Annotated in this window: 16 protein-coding genes, 1 other RNA gene and 1 pseudogene; 12 read left to right on the top strand and 6 right to left on the bottom strand. The window is 33.1% G+C overall.

Features of this window, described 5'->3' with window-relative positions:
- Positions 1-175: transposase (locus tag IC220_RS03615; RefSeq protein ID WP_188152743.1), on the top strand; the 175-nt coding region annotated here is incomplete at its 5' end.
- Positions 176-417: 242 nt separating this feature from the next.
- Here the strand turns inward: IC220_RS03615 and IC220_RS03610 are convergent.
- On the bottom strand, positions 418-1,383 hold the full coding sequence (locus IC220_RS03610) for a quinone oxidoreductase family protein (RefSeq protein WP_188153213.1): 966 nt from the start codon (positions 1,381-1,383) through the stop codon (positions 418-420).
- A gap of 218 nt (positions 1,384-1,601) precedes the next feature.
- Between IC220_RS03610 and gatB the strand changes: the two genes are divergently transcribed.
- A complete protein-coding gene (gene gatB, locus IC220_RS03605) occupies positions 1,602-3,026 on the top strand; it encodes an Asp-tRNA(Asn)/Glu-tRNA(Gln) amidotransferase subunit GatB (RefSeq protein ID WP_188153212.1) in 1,425 nt (474 codons plus the stop codon).
- Positions 3,027-3,110: 84 nt separating this feature from the next.
- Here gatB and ndk read toward each other — a convergent pair whose 3' ends face one another.
- Positions 3,111-3,548 carry a nucleoside-diphosphate kinase gene (ndk, locus tag IC220_RS03600; protein WP_188153211.1) on the bottom strand — a complete coding sequence of 146 codons (438 nt, stop codon included), beginning with the start codon at positions 3,546-3,548 and terminating at the stop codon, positions 3,111-3,113.
- 129 nt (positions 3,549-3,677) lie between these two features.
- Between ndk and IC220_RS03595 the strand changes: the two genes are divergently transcribed.
- The 5 genes from IC220_RS03595 (at position 3,678) to IC220_RS03580 (ending at position 7,797) form a co-directional block, all read left to right on the top strand.
- A complete protein-coding gene (locus IC220_RS03595) occupies positions 3,678-4,604 on the top strand; it encodes a hypothetical protein (RefSeq protein ID WP_188153215.1) in 927 nt (308 codons plus the stop codon).
- Positions 4,605-5,558 (top strand): ferrochelatase, encoded by a 954-nt coding sequence (gene hemH, locus IC220_RS03590; protein ID WP_188153210.1) that lies wholly within the window; start codon positions 4,605-4,607, stop codon positions 5,556-5,558.
- 218 nt (positions 5,559-5,776) lie between these two features.
- Positions 5,777-6,526, top strand: coding sequence for a DsbA family protein (locus IC220_RS03585; protein ID WP_188153209.1), 750 nt, complete (start codon positions 5,777-5,779; stop codon positions 6,524-6,526).
- Positions 6,527-6,671: 145 nt separating this feature from the next.
- A complete protein-coding gene (locus tag IC220_RS08005) occupies positions 6,672-6,794 on the top strand; it encodes a hypothetical protein (RefSeq protein WP_255424131.1) in 123 nt (40 codons plus the stop codon).
- A 241-nt stretch (positions 6,795-7,035) separates the two neighbouring features.
- Positions 7,036-7,797: a response regulator transcription factor gene (locus IC220_RS03580; RefSeq protein WP_188153208.1), complete on the top strand. Its 762-nt coding sequence runs from the start codon at positions 7,036-7,038 to the stop codon at positions 7,795-7,797.
- A gap of 64 nt (positions 7,798-7,861) precedes the next feature.
- On the opposite strand, the gene rnpB is transcribed toward IC220_RS03580, so the two are convergent.
- The 4 genes from rnpB to ubiE form a co-directional block, all read right to left on the bottom strand.
- An RNA gene (gene rnpB / locus IC220_RS03575) (RNase P RNA component class A) lies at positions 7,862-8,211 on the bottom strand.
- A 36-nt stretch (positions 8,212-8,247) separates the two neighbouring features.
- Positions 8,248-9,975, bottom strand: a complete 1,728-nt coding sequence (locus tag IC220_RS03570; protein WP_188153207.1) for an ABC transporter ATP-binding protein — start codon at positions 9,973-9,975, stop codon at positions 8,248-8,250.
- A 70-nt stretch (positions 9,976-10,045) separates the two neighbouring features.
- Complete coding sequence (locus tag IC220_RS03565) at positions 10,046-11,149, bottom strand: FtsW/RodA/SpoVE family cell cycle protein (RefSeq protein WP_188153206.1); 1,104 nt, start codon at positions 11,147-11,149, stop codon at positions 10,046-10,048.
- The gene (gene ubiE / locus IC220_RS03560) at positions 11,146-11,835 is read right to left on the bottom strand and encodes a bifunctional demethylmenaquinone methyltransferase/2-methoxy-6-polyprenyl-1,4-benzoquinol methylase UbiE (RefSeq protein ID WP_188153205.1); all 690 of its coding nucleotides are present in this window, start codon (positions 11,833-11,835) and stop codon (positions 11,146-11,148) included. The genes IC220_RS03565 and ubiE overlap by 4 nt, the downstream gene beginning before the upstream one ends.
- 149 nt (positions 11,836-11,984) lie before the next feature.
- Here ubiE and IC220_RS03555 point away from each other — a divergent pair, with 149 nt between their 5' ends.
- The 5 genes and pseudogenes from IC220_RS03555 to IC220_RS08185 all read left to right on the top strand — a co-directional run.
- A complete protein-coding gene (locus IC220_RS03555) occupies positions 11,985-13,013 on the top strand; it encodes an extracellular solute-binding protein (RefSeq protein WP_188153214.1) in 1,029 nt (342 codons plus the stop codon).
- A gap of 3 nt (positions 13,014-13,016) precedes the next feature.
- Positions 13,017-13,979: a ribose-phosphate diphosphokinase gene (locus IC220_RS03550; protein WP_188153204.1), complete on the top strand. Its 963-nt coding sequence runs from the start codon at positions 13,017-13,019 to the stop codon at positions 13,977-13,979.
- A 2-nt stretch (positions 13,980-13,981) separates the two neighbouring features.
- Positions 13,982-14,335 carry an Asp-tRNA(Asn)/Glu-tRNA(Gln) amidotransferase subunit GatC gene (gene gatC / locus IC220_RS03545; protein WP_188153203.1) on the top strand — a complete coding sequence of 118 codons (354 nt, stop codon included), beginning with the start codon at positions 13,982-13,984 and terminating at the stop codon, positions 14,333-14,335.
- Between the two features lie 61 nt (positions 14,336-14,396).
- Complete coding sequence (gene coaE / locus IC220_RS03540; protein WP_188153202.1) at positions 14,397-14,999, top strand: dephospho-CoA kinase; 603 nt, start codon at positions 14,397-14,399, stop codon at positions 14,997-14,999.
- Positions 14,990-15,123, top strand: a pseudogene (locus IC220_RS08185) (IS630-like element ISWpi10 family transposase); the annotation flags it as partial. The gene coaE and the pseudogene IC220_RS08185, both read left to right, overlap by 10 nt.
- Between the last annotated feature and the right edge of the window lie 403 nt (positions 15,124-15,526).

Here is a 15,526-nt window from a genome sequence, read left to right as displayed (position 1 = left end):
TCCCGAAGCTGAAGGATTTCAGGTTATTCCAAAACGTTGGATAGTTGAAAGAACCTTTGCTTGGCTCTCCAATTTTAGGCGCATGAGCAAAGATTACGAACATTCTCCTCTTACCTCAAAAACCAATATTTTCTTTAATATGATTACCGTTATGCTTAATAAATTAGCTACTTAAATGATTTCAAGACATCTTCTAAGAAGTAATTAGTTGCAGAATATCCAAATGTATAGAGGATAAACACAAGAAATATAATCAAATAGCTTTTAATTATAGAGTATAAATTTATTTTTTTACTAAAATATTTCATTTTGTACGCCACCTTTAGTTAAAGTTGATCATTTATCATTATCTCCCGTAACAAGAGAACATACAAGATATTAATCGATATCATTTAATAAATAGTTAACACAACATGTTTAGAATTTAATGATATTTAAGCCACTTACTTTTCTATTTTCCATATCATGGTGTGCTTGAGCAATTTCATCAAACCGATATTTTTTATTAATTCTTACAGTTAAGAGTTTTTTTCTTAACATTTCAAAAATTTCCATTGCTGTAAGCACCAGCGTGAATCTGTTTTGCTTGTAGTGATATATTGAAGTACCAGTTGCAAACAACGACCGCGAACTAAGCAAAGAAAAACTAAGGGGAGCAGCACCAGATATTTGTCCATAGGAAACATAGATACCAAACTTACCCAAAGATTCAAAAGAGACTTTACTAGTAGCATAACCTATAGGGTCATATACCGCACCAACTCCGTTACCTTTTGTAATCTCCATAATTTTGTCCACAGCCTCTTTATCATTGTAGTTTATTATATGTTCACAACCACTTTGCAGCATCTTATCATCTGAACTTACAGAGCCTATCGCTATACCTTTTTTATCCTTTACCCATTGACATATTATCTGACCTAACCCTCCATTTGCACCATGAACCAACACAAAAGTGCCAGGTTTTACCTTATAAGACTGGTTAATTAAATAATGAGCTGTCATGCCCTTAAATAGCACTGAAGCAACAACCTCATCTGATATATCATCCGGAATTCTTATTAGATACTTTTGATGCACAATGCGCTTTTCACAATACGCTCCAGGCAGTGCTGTACAATATCCAACTCTATCTCCAATTTTTAAGCCTTCATCTGCTTTTGTACCAAGCCCTTCAATCACCCCAACCGCCTCCATTCCAAGAACGGCAGGTAAATTTTTAACCCTGCGAGTACCTTTTCTATGCTCAGTGTCGTAACGATTTAACCCAATTGCTGTATGACGTATTAAAACTTCTTTGCCTTCTGGAGTACCAATATTTTTGTTGACGAACTCTAATACTTCTGGTCCTCCAGTTTTTCTAATTTGTACAGCTTTAACCATGATGAATAAAAAAACTTTTATTATTTTACCTTATAATGAATATCTTGCAATATACCTAGATGCATGAAAAGTATTCTACAATACTCATGCCATAAATAGCTTTCAAAAGAGGGCGAATTTCAAACGGCTATTCAACAAAAAGTATATTGTCAGATTAGTTTACTTTGACTTTATCAGTTAATTTTTGCAGAATATTAGATTATTCTAAAGTCAAGTTTATGGTAAAAGTAGATTGGGAAGCAGTGATTGGGCTTGAAGTACATGCTCAAATTTCTTCTAAGACAAAATTATTTTCTAATTCATCAACTGAGTTTGGAGCTGAACATAACACTCAAGTTTCCTTAGTAGATGCAGCAATGCCAGGCACATTGCCAATATTAAATTACTACTGTATAGAACAAGCAATACGCACAGGTCTTATACTATCTGCAGAAATTAATAAAAATTCTTACTTTGATAGGAAAAACTATTTTTACCCAGACTTACCACAAGGCTACCAGATAACTCAGTTTTTTGAACCAATAGTTAAAAATGGCAAGTTATCTATCAATAATGGCAAACAGGAAGTAAGAATTGCTAGAATTCATCTGGAACAAGACGCAGGAAAGAGTATTCATGACAGTAGTAAAACGTACATAGACTTAAATCGAGCAGGTGTTGCATTGATGGAAATTGTCTCTGAGCCAGATTTAAGATCATCTACAGAAGTGGCAGAATTTATGAAGAAATTAAGGCAAATCTTGCGTTATGTTGGCTCTTGTGATGGTGATATGGAAAAAGGCTCTCTTCGTTGTGATGCAAATGTTTCTGTGCGCCCAAGGAGTAGTGATAAATTTGGTACCCGTTGTGAGATAAAGAATCTCAACTCAATACGCCATATTGTTCAAGCGATAGATTATGAGATACAAAGGCAAATTGAGATTTTAGAAAGTGGACAAGAGATAAGTCAAGATACCTTATTATTTGATACCGCCTCAGGAAAAACAAAAGTAATGCGAAATAAAGAAGATGCAAGCGACTATAGATACTTTCCTGAGCCAGATTTACTGCCTGTTGAAATAAGCCAAGACAAGATTGATCTTATTAGATCATCTTTGCCTGAATTACCAGAACAAAAAAAGCTGCGATATATTGAAAAATTAGGTATTAGCGAATATGATGCGGATGTCATTACCTCCGACAAAACGATAGCTGATTACTTCGAAGAACTAATACAGAAACACAATCCAAAAATTGCTGTAACATGGTTGACTGTTGAGCTCTTTGGTCGTCTAAACAAAGCTAGTATAGATATCATGTACTCTCCAATTAAAGCTAATGATTTATCTGAATTATTAGATTTTATTGTTGATGGAACGATTTCCGCAAAGCTTGGAAAGCAAGTATTTGATATTATGTTTGAAACCGGCAAACCTGCATCTTTAATTATAGAAACACAAAACCTAAAGCAGATAACTGATAAAAATCAGATAGAAACAGTTATAAATGAAATCATTGATAATAACCAAGATAAGGTTCAAGAATACAAAAGCGGCAAAACAAAATTATATGGATTTTTTGTTGGCGAAGTGATGAAATCCACTAAGGGAAAAGCTAACCCAGAAATAGTGAATTCAATTTTAGGTGGGAAGTTAAGTCATTAGATCTCTTTCGCAACTGACAACAAAACTGCTATCAGCAATTGAGTTTCGAAAGAGGTTTATCAAATAAGAAAGAAAAGAGACAAATTACATAGGGATATCAATATCACGGAGCTCACTTTCAGTGAAGAAGCAAGCTATTTCTCTATGAGCACTTTCTACACTATCAGAACCATGCACTCTATTTTCGCTGATGTCTTCAGCGAAGTCACCCCTAATTGTACCTTTAGCTGCTTGTTTGGGATCCGTAGCTCCCATTATTGCTCTATATCTACTTACAGCATTTTCACCAACCAAAACTTGAACAACCACAGGACCAGAAATCATAAACTCAACTAATTCTCCGAAAAAAGGCCTGTCTTTATGGATTTCATAAAATAGTTCCGCTTGCTCTCTTGTTAGCAACATTATTTTTTGCGCAACAATTTTCAACCCAGAGTTTTTAATATATGAGTTTATTTCATCTGTAACATCACACTTTACTGCATCAGGTTTTAATATTGAAAGCGTTTTTTCAATCGCCATTTCGTTTCCTTAGTAACTTACAGATCTAATTATATTAAAAATCCTAATGACATAAAAGCAATTTTTTAATAGGCATGCATAATTTATAACTATATACTCGTACAGCATGATTATCAAGGAGGTGATAGAATGACAGGTTGCCACAAAAAAAAAGTAGAACCATCTATAACAAAACAATCTATACACAACCTTAAATCATCTGTTTTTTGTGGAGTGAAGGGTTTTTTAACTTTTGGTTTAGCTTTTTTGTCTTACTTAGAGTATGGTAATTATAAAGAGCATAGTAATGATAAGAAGATAGGTACTCGCAACAATAGTCAAAAACAAGCTTGTAAGCTTGCATATAGTGTGCGAACAGATGGAACTACTGCCACGCAAGAGATAGATACCACAATAGATCAAGCTACCAAGGAAGAAAGTACTGATCAGCAACACATGTTATCAAAAAACAATTTTACTTTTATAATGAAAAGAAACGCTATCCCATTCCTTGAAATGGTTATCATAGTACCTCTTGTCTGTTTTGGGCTACCAACAGTTATACCCAACATAAGTCTCATGCAATGTGCATTCATATGTGCTGTTCTGATGATTACTACATGTTTTATAGTAAGAACTTTTAATCTACGTGAAAAATTATTAGAAAAAACAACTGATTATACCAGCGAGATGATTTATAAGGAGCTTAATAGAGATTCTATAGTTTATCCTATTTTTGATAAGGACAATAAATATGTAAGGTATAATTCGCAAGATGCAGAACAATTGTCAATTAATAGAAGTGACTTTTCCTATTGCAGCGCTATTATAATTTTCCCTCTGAAGATACTACAAAGCTGTATATTGCTATCATTAGCTGCAGTTGAGTTTCTAGAGACAATTCCCAGTGCTCTTATTGATATATTTTATGATAGAAGCTTCAAGTCAACAAAAAACAATGTACAAAAATCAGGTCACTTGCTATATGCTAGTGTAAGAAACTTAATTCCTCTATCAAAATTTGATGAGCCTGTAGCTGAATTTATAGGCACTCCTAAAGTAATGTGTGGTTGTTAGGTGAAAAAAAAAGCAGTAGTTTTACTTAATCTTGGAGGTCCAGACTCGTTGAGCGCAGTTCGTCCGTTTCTGTTTAACCTTTTTTATGACAAGCGAATAGTTAATCTGCCAAATCCTTTGCGATTTTTATTAGCAAAACTTATATCAGCTAAGCGTGAAAGTACTGCATTAGAAATATACAAGCAGATAGAAGGGAAATCTCCTATTTTAGAAAATACAAAAATGCAAGCAACTGTTCTAGAACAGAAGCTCAACGAAAAAGCAAAGGATGATAAATATAAAGTATTCATTTGTATGCGCTACTGGCACCCATTTGCTGACGAAGTAATAAAGCACGTAAAACAATATAGCCCTGATGAAGTAATTTTGCTGCCTTTGTATCCACAATATTCTACTGCTACAACTTTATCATCAATTGAAAATTGGCAGAAAAGCACCAAAATGAATGGTTTTGCATGCAATACAAAGATAATCGAACATTATTATAATAACGAGAACTTTATTGCAGCTCACTCAGAGTTAATATCTCAACACTACAAACTAGCTAGCAAAGTTGGTAAGCCTAAAGTTCTATTCTCAGCTCACAGCTTGCCTATTAGTATTATAAAAAAAGGTGATCCTTATGTTTCACATATAGAAGAAAGTGTAAAATTAATAGTGAAAAAGTTAGCTATAGCTGATTTAGATTGGTCGATATGTTATCAAAGCAAAATTGGTCCTGTAAAGTGGCTGGAGCCAAGTACTGAAAGTGAACTATTGCGTACAAAATGTCCTGTGGTTTTATCACCTATATCTTTCGTTTCTGAGCATTCTGAAACGCTAGTTGAACTTGACATAGAGTACAAAAAGATCATAAAAGATGGATATTACTTCCGCATCCCAACACTTGGTATAAGTCCTTTGTTTATAAAGTGTTTAGCTGATTTATGCTCTACTAACAAAGAAAGTTTTTAATATAAAATACTCCCATTATGTATCGCTTGGTCATACCAACTCCCGCTGCAGAACAAACGATGAGAGAAAATGGGAAATAAAGTTATACTATCTAATATGATTGATGAGGTCTATTGCTTGTAAATAAGCTAAAATCCTTCATTCAGGGTCTTTATTGCATAAATTTTAGCTTGATTAAGATCAATGATATATTATTATAGTCTTTTTAAGTAGATTTTATGCCTAGGGTATTGCTCTTATTGGTTTTAATAATAATTATAGCAAGTTTGCCAATAATAAATAATTGGCTTTCAAATAGTAGAAAAGCAGCATTGGATGATGATTACATTAGCAAGGAATTAGACAGCTATATAGATAGAAATCTCGACAAGATTATAGAAAATATTCAAGAAAAAAGCAAGTACGCTACTCGGGATAATATGTTTAAAAATAAAATTTCACAGTATAAAGATGAAATATTTGATTTAACTTATCCTTGTTTTGGAAATGAAAGTAGTCATATCATAGCTGTTGGTTTTTTTGATTATTCTTGTGGATACTGTAAAGCTATAAAAGATGATATTAAACAATTAATTGATGATGGTAAAATTAAGTATATATTTAGAGATACGCCGATACTTGGTGATGGTTCTTTAAAAGCGGCAAAAAGTGCTTTAGCTGTTTATTTTATTGATAAAAAGAAATATTTTGCTTTTCATCATGCTGCGTTAAGCTATAAAGAGGAATTTTCAGATGATAGTATATTGAGCATAATACAAAATATAGGCATTAGTAAAAGCGATTTTAACAAATCAATGAAGAATAATATGAGTAAAATTGAACAGATGATAAATAACAGTAGACTTTTAGTAAGGAACTTAGGTATAGGTGGAACACCTTTTTTGATTATAGGAGATAGCTTATTTGTAGGAGCAACTGATTTGAGTATACTACGCAAAAAAGTGGATGAGTTAAGTAACAATAATTAGGCTACACAATTCCAAAATGTGGTAATATGGCTGAGAAAAGCACTAGATAGTATGTAAATCCGCAGGAATAAGCTTTTTTAAGACGTTATATATAGCGATAAATCGGTAAAAGTGTAGGTGAATAGACCTCTTGCAAAGACGATTTATGACGAGAAACGTTTTAGGAGAAACGCAGGCGAGCACCGCAGAATACTTAGATGTATTTGAGGAGCGTAGGCAAACAAAATTGCCGCCAGAAATAGGTTTTGCAAGAGGTCTAATGTTATAGAATGTATTTGAGGAGTATAAGCAAGTCTTGATGACAGAATTATTGTTGATAGTTGAGTTTTGAGAGGGGTATGTCATTATTGCACTACGTATAGTATATTTAGATTTGTTTGTAATTTATGAATAAGGTGTTTACTATTTATTAATAATTAGTGTGTGTAATTATTAATAAAACTTTGATTTATTATTTTCCTTAGTTATACATATTACTAAAATTATAAATTATTTATGGGGTGCTAAGTATGCGTATATTATTAATTGAAGATGATCCAATAAGTGCAAGAACTGTTGTTAACACTTTAAATTCTGATGGACATTTTTGTGATGTTGTAACATCTGCTCAAGATTATAACAATAATATGGTCTCTTCAAATGGAGATTATTATGATTTAGTCATTCTAGACATACACCTGCCTGGTGATATGGATGGGTATGATATATTATTAAGATTAAGAAGTGCAAAAATTAAGGTTCCTGTTTTGATACTTTCATGCATGTCTGCTGTTAATTACAAAGCAAAAGGACTGGGATATGGTGCTGATGATTATTTAACTAAGCCATTTCATAAGAGTGAGCTTTTGGCTAGGATTAAGGCCATAGTACGGCGTACTAAGGGTCATCCAGAGTCAGTGATAAAGATTGGTAACATCAATATCAATTTTGATCATAGAGTTGTTGAAGTGAAAGGTAAAACAGTACATCTTACCAATAAGGAATACTCTATGATAGAATTACTTGCGTTGCGTAAAGGCACGGTATTAACAAAAGAGATGTTCTTGAATCATCTTTACAATGGTTTGGATGAGCCTTCAGATAACAAAATAGTTGATGTTTTTATGTGTAAATTGCGTAAAAAGCTTGAAAATGCCAATGATGGAAAGAGCCATATAGAAACTGTTTGGGGCAGAGGATATGTTTTAAAAGAGTACATAGACGATGACGAATATTCTGATAATAATGTGAGTGATAACTATCAAGCAGAGCAAGTTAAGGACGACGCATGAAAGTTGAATGCTTATATATTGTGAGCATGGTATTACTTATGTTGCAGTGAGTTTATTATTATTGGTGCCTAGGTGAAATATAAGCCGAGTTCTGTTTATGTAGCTATTTATCTGGAATAAATGTTACCATTTATTTCGTGCGATTTACCCGAGTAGATATGAGGAAAACATAAAGCCTACTCTTATTTAATCTTGCTCCTAGTGCTGGTTACTCGAACTACCAATGTTGCCATTGTTATGGTGTGCTCTTACCACACCTTTTCACCCTTACCTAATTTAACATTAGGCGGTAATTTTCTGTAGCCCTATAACTAGGGTTACCCCCGGCGGGTATTATCCGTCACTACTTTTCCTTGGAGCCCGGACTTTCCTCTGTCATGCTTACGCATAACAGCAGCTACTTATTGCACCTAGACGTTATATTATAACACAAAAATCATAAGGCAACAACTAATTTCCTGATTGTATTTTGACTAATTTCGCGTAAAGTCCATCTTTTTTTATCAAATCATCATGGGTTCCTATTTCTTCTACTTTTCCATGATTAACCACTATGATCTTATCCGTTTTCAGCGCAGTAGATAATCTATGTGTAACTATAATCGTTGTTCTATTTTGCATGAGTGTACCCAATGCTTTTTGGACAAAATGCTCACTTGCATAATCCAATGCGGAGGTTGCTTCGTCTAGCACTAAAATTTGGGGATCTTTGAGTATAGCTCTTGCTATAATGATGCGTTGTTTTTGTCCTTCAGAAAGTTTTAACCCTCTTTTTCCTACAAATGTGTCGAATTTATCAGGTAGCTTATCAATAAATTCCATAGCATAGGCCTTTGTAGCTGCTTGCTTTACTTCTTCATATTCAGCATTAGGCTTACCATATAATATATTGTCCATGATTGAACATGAAAATACTGTGTGGTCTTGTGGCACTAAACCAAAGGACGATCTAAGACTATTTAGTGTAACTAATTTTATATCGTGTCCATCTATAGTGATACTACCTTCATCAGGATCATGAAATCGAAGCAGAAGTTTTAAAATAGTACTTTTACCACTACCGGATGGGCCTACGATTGATACTGATTGACCTACATTGATAGAGAATGATAGATTATTTAAAGCTGGTTTGTTAGGTTGAGATTTATAGCAGAATGTCACTTCATTAAAGGCAATATTCTTTTGAACATTACAAATTGTTACAGCACTATTTGCATTATTTATAGTACTTTTTATATTTATAAATTCAAATAAACGCTCTATTATTCCAAAACCTCGCTGTAAGTCACTTATATTATCACTGAAATTATTTATAGCTCCTGCAGCAAGTGCTGAATAAAATACGAATGATGATAATTCTCCAATGGTTGCATTACCATTTAACACTTCTCTTATACCAAAAAACAGCAAGGTAACTAGTGAACCTATTACGCACGTAATTATCATTGTTACTAGGATAGCGCGTAAGAGTGTCAATTTTATGTATGATTTTGACACTAAACTTAAGCGTTCTTTGAAGCGGATTTTCTCATTTTCTTCCAATACAAATGATTTTATAGTAACTATAGATCTAAAATTTTCTTCGCTAAATTCTGCAAATTCATTTAATCTATCTCGGGCAAGACGAGAATATGTGCGAACTTTATTTCCAAGTGAAGTCATAATGATTAATAACATAGGTATTGTTACAGTTGCATATGCAGTAAGTTGCATGTTGGTATATAACAGCATGATAATACTACCAATTAACACTATGAAATTCCGTAATATTGTGACTAAACTACTATTAATTATTGATTGTAATATAGATGTATCAGTAATTAATGCTGACATTACATCTTGTACGCTGGTATCTTCAAAAAAACTTGGTTGTAAGCGGAGAATATTACTGTAAATATCATACCTGATTTTAGCTATAACTTTTTCGCTACCAACTCCAATAAAATATAATTTTATAAATGCAGCAAAGGAGATTACAAAGATTATTAATATCAGTATAAGCAATTCAAGCCAAGAATTGTTATCTGTGCTTAGAATATTAGCATCCATTATATTACTTAAACTTTTGCCAAAACAAAGTATCGTTAAAGCTGAAAGTAAAACTGCAATAAAAGCAACAATAAAGTAAAGTAGATGAGGCTTGATGTAGTAGAATAATTGTTTGATGTTAGGTTTCATTATGCTTTTTAGCTTTTATACACAATATATAGATTATAGTTTAAATAAGGAAGCACTCTAAAAAAAATAATTACCTCATAGCAATACGTTCTTGAAATTTTAATGTAATTGACTGGCTTCGACTGAAAGACAGCATTATGCCAAGTGCAATACTTGAAGATAATAAAGATGATCCACCATAGCTAAGCAATGGTAAAGTGATACCGGTTGTAGGAAGAACACTTAATGTTACTCCTATATTTACTATAAACTGTGTAATAAATTGAATTGATATACCAAAAATTACTAGTAAGTTAAATAACTCACTTTCTCTGTATGCAATATAGAGCAATCGTGCTGAAATGATGCCAAACAACATTAATGTAGTTAAACACATAATTAAGCCAAATTCTTCTGCTAAAACAGAAAATATAAAATCTGTATGGCAATCAGGGAGAAGCATTTTTACGTTACCTTCACCTGGACCTACGCCGGTTAATTTACCTCTTTTGAATGCTTCTAGTGACTTTATGACTTGAAAGTTATCATGCTGTGAAAAAAAGAGGAAATTATGAATTCTTTGCTTTACATGTGGAAAATAAGAATAGGCTACAGTAATGCCAGTTGTGACTATGCCGCCTATATATAGGAAATATATAAGTGGAATACATGCAATAAACATTTGACCAACCCAGGAATATGTTAGAAGCATAGACATGCTAAAGTCAGGTTGTAAAAGTAACATCACAAAAATCAATAAAAATATTATGATTGATATATATATCTTAAACTTTATTTTACTAGCTAAAATGCCAGCAATAACTACAGAAAAAAAAGGCCTCATAAACTCAGATGGCTGAATTGATATTTTAAAAACGTGTAGCCATCTTTTTGCTCCTTTTGCTTCTGTTCCGAACGCAATAATAATTGCCATTAAAACGATAAAAAAAATGAAACTAGTGAGTGACAGAGTGAATATGATTCTGATATTGATAAGTGAAAATGCTAATAAAGTGACTAGTGATAGCACTATATAGATTACGTGACGCTGCATGAAATAATCTTGTGGTAAAGAAAAGCGCTGTGCAATTACAGGACTTGCTGAATAAACAAGAATAAAGCCCATGGTCAATAGAAGAAATATTGGAAGAATTAAGTAATAATCCAATGTTCTATACCAGTATCTGATACTCATTTTGTTCCCGAATGTAATGCTACTATTCCATAGCTCATATTGCGAAATTCAACATTTGTGAAGCCTACATCCTCAATTTCTTTTTTAAAGTCAGATTGTGTGGGAAATTTTCTTATGCTTTCCACTAAATATTCGTACGCACTTTGGTCTTTAGCAACTATACTGCCAATTTTAGGGATCACTTTAAATGAATAAAGGTCATAAAGCTTAATAAATGCCTGATGTTGGTAATGTACAGGAGCAAATTCTAAGCAGATAAATTTCCCGTTTGGTTTGAGTATTCTATGCATTTCACTCAAAGCTTTTTTTCGATCTGAAACATTGCGAATACCAAAAGCTATAGTACAGTAATCAAATTTAGAGTTTTCAAATGGTAAATTTTCAGCATTTGCACATACCCAATTGAAATTAAGTTGATTAGAGTTGATAGTTTTATCACGCCCTTTGTTCAACATATTCTGATTAACATCACATACTGTTACTTTACTGCTTGGTTCTGTTTTTATGATTCTTATTGCTATATCCCCTGTTCCTCCAGCAAGATCTAAAACCTCCGAATTTTCTTTTAGGTGCATACTGCTAACCATTTTATCTTTCCACAGTCTGTGTATTCCAAAGCTCATTATGTCATTCATAATGTCGTAGTTATCTGCAACAGAATCAAACACTTTCCTGACTTTATCCATTTGCTTTTTATATAAATCACTATATTACACATTAACCTGATGAAATGAAAATAGGTATTTTTGTACTAGACCTTTATCTTGAAAAAATTCTTGCAAAATTGTGCTATTCCAGTATCTTTAATGCTAGCATAGATAGAATGGATAATCATATGAAAAAACCTTTTGTACTTATATCTTTAATAGCAATTGTATTAATCACTATAGCCTATTTATACAAGAATAATGCAATTTCTGATTCAGAAGTGGTTAATGTTTATTCATCACGAAAGGAGGAATTAGTACGTACCTTATTTGATGAATTTATAAAGGAGACAGGCATTAAAGTTAACTACATAATTGATGATTATTCTCAGCTGCTTTCTCGCATTGAAAATGGTGGTGAAGCTGATTTATTTTTAGCTGCAGATGCAGTGAATCTTATTTTAGCAAAAAAAAGAGGCTTTTTGTCTCAAGTGGACTCGGAAGTTTTAAAAAATTCTATACCTCAAAAATTTCGAGATAGTGAAAATTATTGGTTTGGTTTGACAAAGAGAACTAGGATGTTGGTATATAACAAAGAGCTAGTAGATCCTAAAGACTTAAGTACCTATGAAGACTTAGCAAATGAAAAATGGAAAGGTAAAATATTAGTGCGCTCTTCCACAAGCCCTTATAATCGATCATTGATTGCTTTTATGATTGCAAATAATGGTTTTAAGGAAACGAAAAAATGGGTAAGTGGAATTGTAAAAAACATGGCAAGAAAGCCAAGTGGTGGAGATGTTGATCAAATTTATGCTGTAGCAGCGGGTGAAGGTGGAGTTGCGATAGTAAACAGTTACTATTTTGCCAGGGTTATTTCATCACAGGATACACACAAAAAAAATATCAATAAGCTAGGAGTTTTCTTTCCTAACAAAAATAGCAAAGGTTCTATGGTGAATGTCAGTGGTGCAGCAGTGGTTAAGAATGCAAAAAATAGAGAGAATGCTATATTGCTACTGGAATTTTTAGTAAGTAAACAAGCTCAAGAGTTATATGCTAAAAAAAACCAAGAATATCCTGTAGTTGAAGGTGTTGAGATGTCTGACATCTTAAAATCTTGGGGAGATTATTTACAGAGCAGCTTATCGCTTAGTGAGCTTGAAAAACATCTATTTGAAGCGGTCATGATAGCAGATGAATGTGGATGGAAGTAACAAATGAAAGTAGTAATATGCAGCAATAGTGAAGAATTAGGAAAATCTATAGCTAACAGGCTCAATGTTAGGCCATCTCCTGTGCAAATATCAAGATTTGCTGATGGTGAAATGAATGTAAGAGTAACGGACGATCTATTTAATCAAGAGGTATATGTAATACAATCCATATCTTCCCCTGTGAATGATAGCCTTATGGAATTTTTGCTCATGGTTGATGCAATAAAGAGAGTAGGAGCAAAAAAAATAACCGCAGTAATTTCTTACTATGGGTATAGTCGTCAAGATCGGATTATTAAAGATAATCACATGAGTTCTGCCTTGAGTGCAAAATTAGTTGCAGAGATGATTGAAACTGCGGGTGTAGATAGGGTAATAGTTATTGATCTGCATTCAAGCCAAATTGAAGGTTTTTTCAATATACCAATCACTAATGTGAACTGTTTTGAAGTATTTGTTGAATTTCTTTCTCAGCTTGTTTACGGGTCAGGAGAGCAAGATACTTGCACGTCTATAAAAAAAGAAGATTTAGTGATAGTTGCACCTGATATCGGGGCTGTTGGAAAAGCACGTGCTTTTGCGAAGGCTATGGAAGCAAGGTATGATATAGAATTAAGTGACAAGATTGTTGTGGTGGACAAGTATAGAGAGAAAGCAGGTGTATCTCAGGTTATGAACATAATCGGTAAAGTTGCAAATAAAATTTGTGTTATTATTGATGATATAGTTGATTCTGGTGGAACTTTATGCAATGCAGCTTCTGCGTTAAAAGGTAGAGGAACAAAATTCGTAATAGCATGTATAACACATGGAGTGCTTTCAGGAAATGCGGTTGAAAGGATATGCTCATCTGCTTTGGATAAGTTGGTGATTACAGACACAATATTTCCAAAATTTACAAAAAACGGTAAAATAGAAGTTGTTCCTATAGCGAATGTTTTAGCTGATTTCATATTAAGGAGATAAGAATGCCCTCTAGATCAACAGAAGATATAATTACTTCACTCGTAGAATTTGCAAGTAAAAGAAAAATAACAATTACCAGGGAAGAAATGTTAAAAATTGCACAGCTTGTGAGAATTAAATTATCAGATGATGAAATTGAATTTTATTCTAAAGAGCTGACTATGCTGGACTGGATACATGACACTTTAGCAAAAGTCAATATTGAAGGTGTTACTCCTATACGTTATGGTAGTATTAATAAAGATATTCACGTGCGTGATGATCTTGTAGACTCTTGCAATATCAAAGAAGAGATATTGTCCAATGCAAAGTCTGAAGATGGGTATTTCGTTGTACCAAAAGTAATAAGTGATTAACTAAAATTTGTTTCCATTAACAAATACGAAGTAAAAGGCAAATCGTTTACTAGGGAAACATATGGTCATAGGTTTAACTGGTGGGATAGGGGTAGGTAAAAGTTTTGTTGCAAGTTGTTTCAAAAAATTAGGTGCTGCTGTATTCGATGCTGACTTTGTTGTACATCAACTCTATAAGGTAGATAAGAGTATAATCAATTATGTAGACAAGACCTTTCCTGGGGTTATTATCAACGGTGAAATAGACAGGTCAGTGCTGTCGAAATATTTTTTAGCTTATGATAAACATTGGATAGAGTTTGAAGCTTTAGTTCACTGCGCTGTTTTTCAGAAGCTTAGATTTTTTCTTGCTCAAGAGAGGAAAATCGGTAGAGAATTTTTAATTTTGGATATTCCTCTTTTATTGGAGACAAAGCTCCATTCGTATTGTGATTTTATTATTTTTATTCATACAAATAGATTGATACAAAACCAAAGGCTTAGTAAGCGTAACATGGATGAGAAAAAATTAAGTCTAATGTGCAGTACTCAGCTTTCCCTACAGCTAAAGAGAAAATTGAGTAATTTTACTATCAATGCTAATGTTAACAAAGGGTATGTTTTTTCTCAAGTGAAGGAAGTTCTTGCAGTTGCAAGAATTTCAAAATTTTCTATCTCTTGTTAGATGTACAGTCGCAATATTTAGGAACAAGGAAGGCATATGGATTGTGCAGGATGGCAAAGGTTTACAAATACAAAATATTACCTCAATCTATTTACCTCCATATTCACCTGACCTAAATCCAATATAGCATTGCTAGCATGCGATCAAAAGTTGGCTCAAACCTCGCATGCAACAACAAAAAGACCCTTTTCTTCTCGTTGGTCAAGCCATTACAGAAGTCTATCATTTGGTTTAGGAAATACTATACTCCCGAAAATCAAAAATTCTTCAATAGCCTCACTTCATTTTGTTTAACAGGGGGGTCTACAGTTTATTTAACACTCCAGCTTCAGAAGATGTCTTGAAAAGAAATGAAAAGATAAATATACTAAAGCAAATGTAGAATTAAGAGGTAAAAAAATGTATCCAAGTGACATAAGTGACAAAGAATGGGAAATACTAGAGCCATACGTTGCACAAGGGGCAATAGGAAGGCCAAGAAAACACGATATTAGAGCGATTATTAATGCAATAAGATATATAATGAA

Source organism: Wolbachia endosymbiont of Pentalonia nigronervosa, assembly GCF_014534705.1.
GTDB lineage: Bacteria > Pseudomonadota > Alphaproteobacteria > Rickettsiales > Anaplasmataceae > Wolbachia.
Note: the sequence above shows the minus strand (reverse complement) of the source record. Positions and strands in the feature narration are given on the sequence as shown.

Coding starts and splice junctions, on each gene's coding strand:
- IC220_RS03610 (WP_188153213.1), bottom strand. CDS start 1,383: ATGGTTAAAGCTGTACAAATTAGAAAAACTGGAGGACCAGAAGTATTA.
- gatB (WP_188153212.1), top strand. CDS start 1,602: ATGGTAAAAGTAGATTGGGAAGCAGTGATTGGGCTTGAAGTACATGCT.
- ndk (WP_188153211.1), bottom strand. CDS start 3,548: ATGGCGATTGAAAAAACGCTTTCAATATTAAAACCTGATGCAGTAAAG.
- IC220_RS03595 (WP_188153215.1), top strand. CDS start 3,678: ATGACAGGTTGCCACAAAAAAAAAGTAGAACCATCTATAACAAAACAA.
- IC220_RS03585 (WP_188153209.1), top strand. CDS start 5,777: ATGCCTAGGGTATTGCTCTTATTGGTTTTAATAATAATTATAGCAAGT.
- IC220_RS08005 (WP_255424131.1), top strand. CDS start 6,672: ATGACGAGAAACGTTTTAGGAGAAACGCAGGCGAGCACCGCAGAATAC.
- IC220_RS03580 (WP_188153208.1), top strand. CDS start 7,036: ATGCGTATATTATTAATTGAAGATGATCCAATAAGTGCAAGAACTGTT.
- IC220_RS03570 (WP_188153207.1), bottom strand. CDS start 9,975: ATGAAACCTAACATCAAACAATTATTCTACTACATCAAGCCTCATCTA.
- IC220_RS03565 (WP_188153206.1), bottom strand. CDS start 11,149: ATGAGTATCAGATACTGGTATAGAACATTGGATTATTACTTAATTCTT.
- ubiE (WP_188153205.1), bottom strand. CDS start 11,835: ATGGATAAAGTCAGGAAAGTGTTTGATTCTGTTGCAGATAACTACGAC.
- IC220_RS03555 (WP_188153214.1), top strand. CDS start 11,985: ATGAAAAAACCTTTTGTACTTATATCTTTAATAGCAATTGTATTAATC.
- IC220_RS03550 (WP_188153204.1), top strand. CDS start 13,017: ATGAAAGTAGTAATATGCAGCAATAGTGAAGAATTAGGAAAATCTATA.
- gatC (WP_188153203.1), top strand. CDS start 13,982: ATGCCCTCTAGATCAACAGAAGATATAATTACTTCACTCGTAGAATTT.
- coaE (WP_188153202.1), top strand. CDS start 14,397: ATGGTCATAGGTTTAACTGGTGGGATAGGGGTAGGTAAAAGTTTTGTT.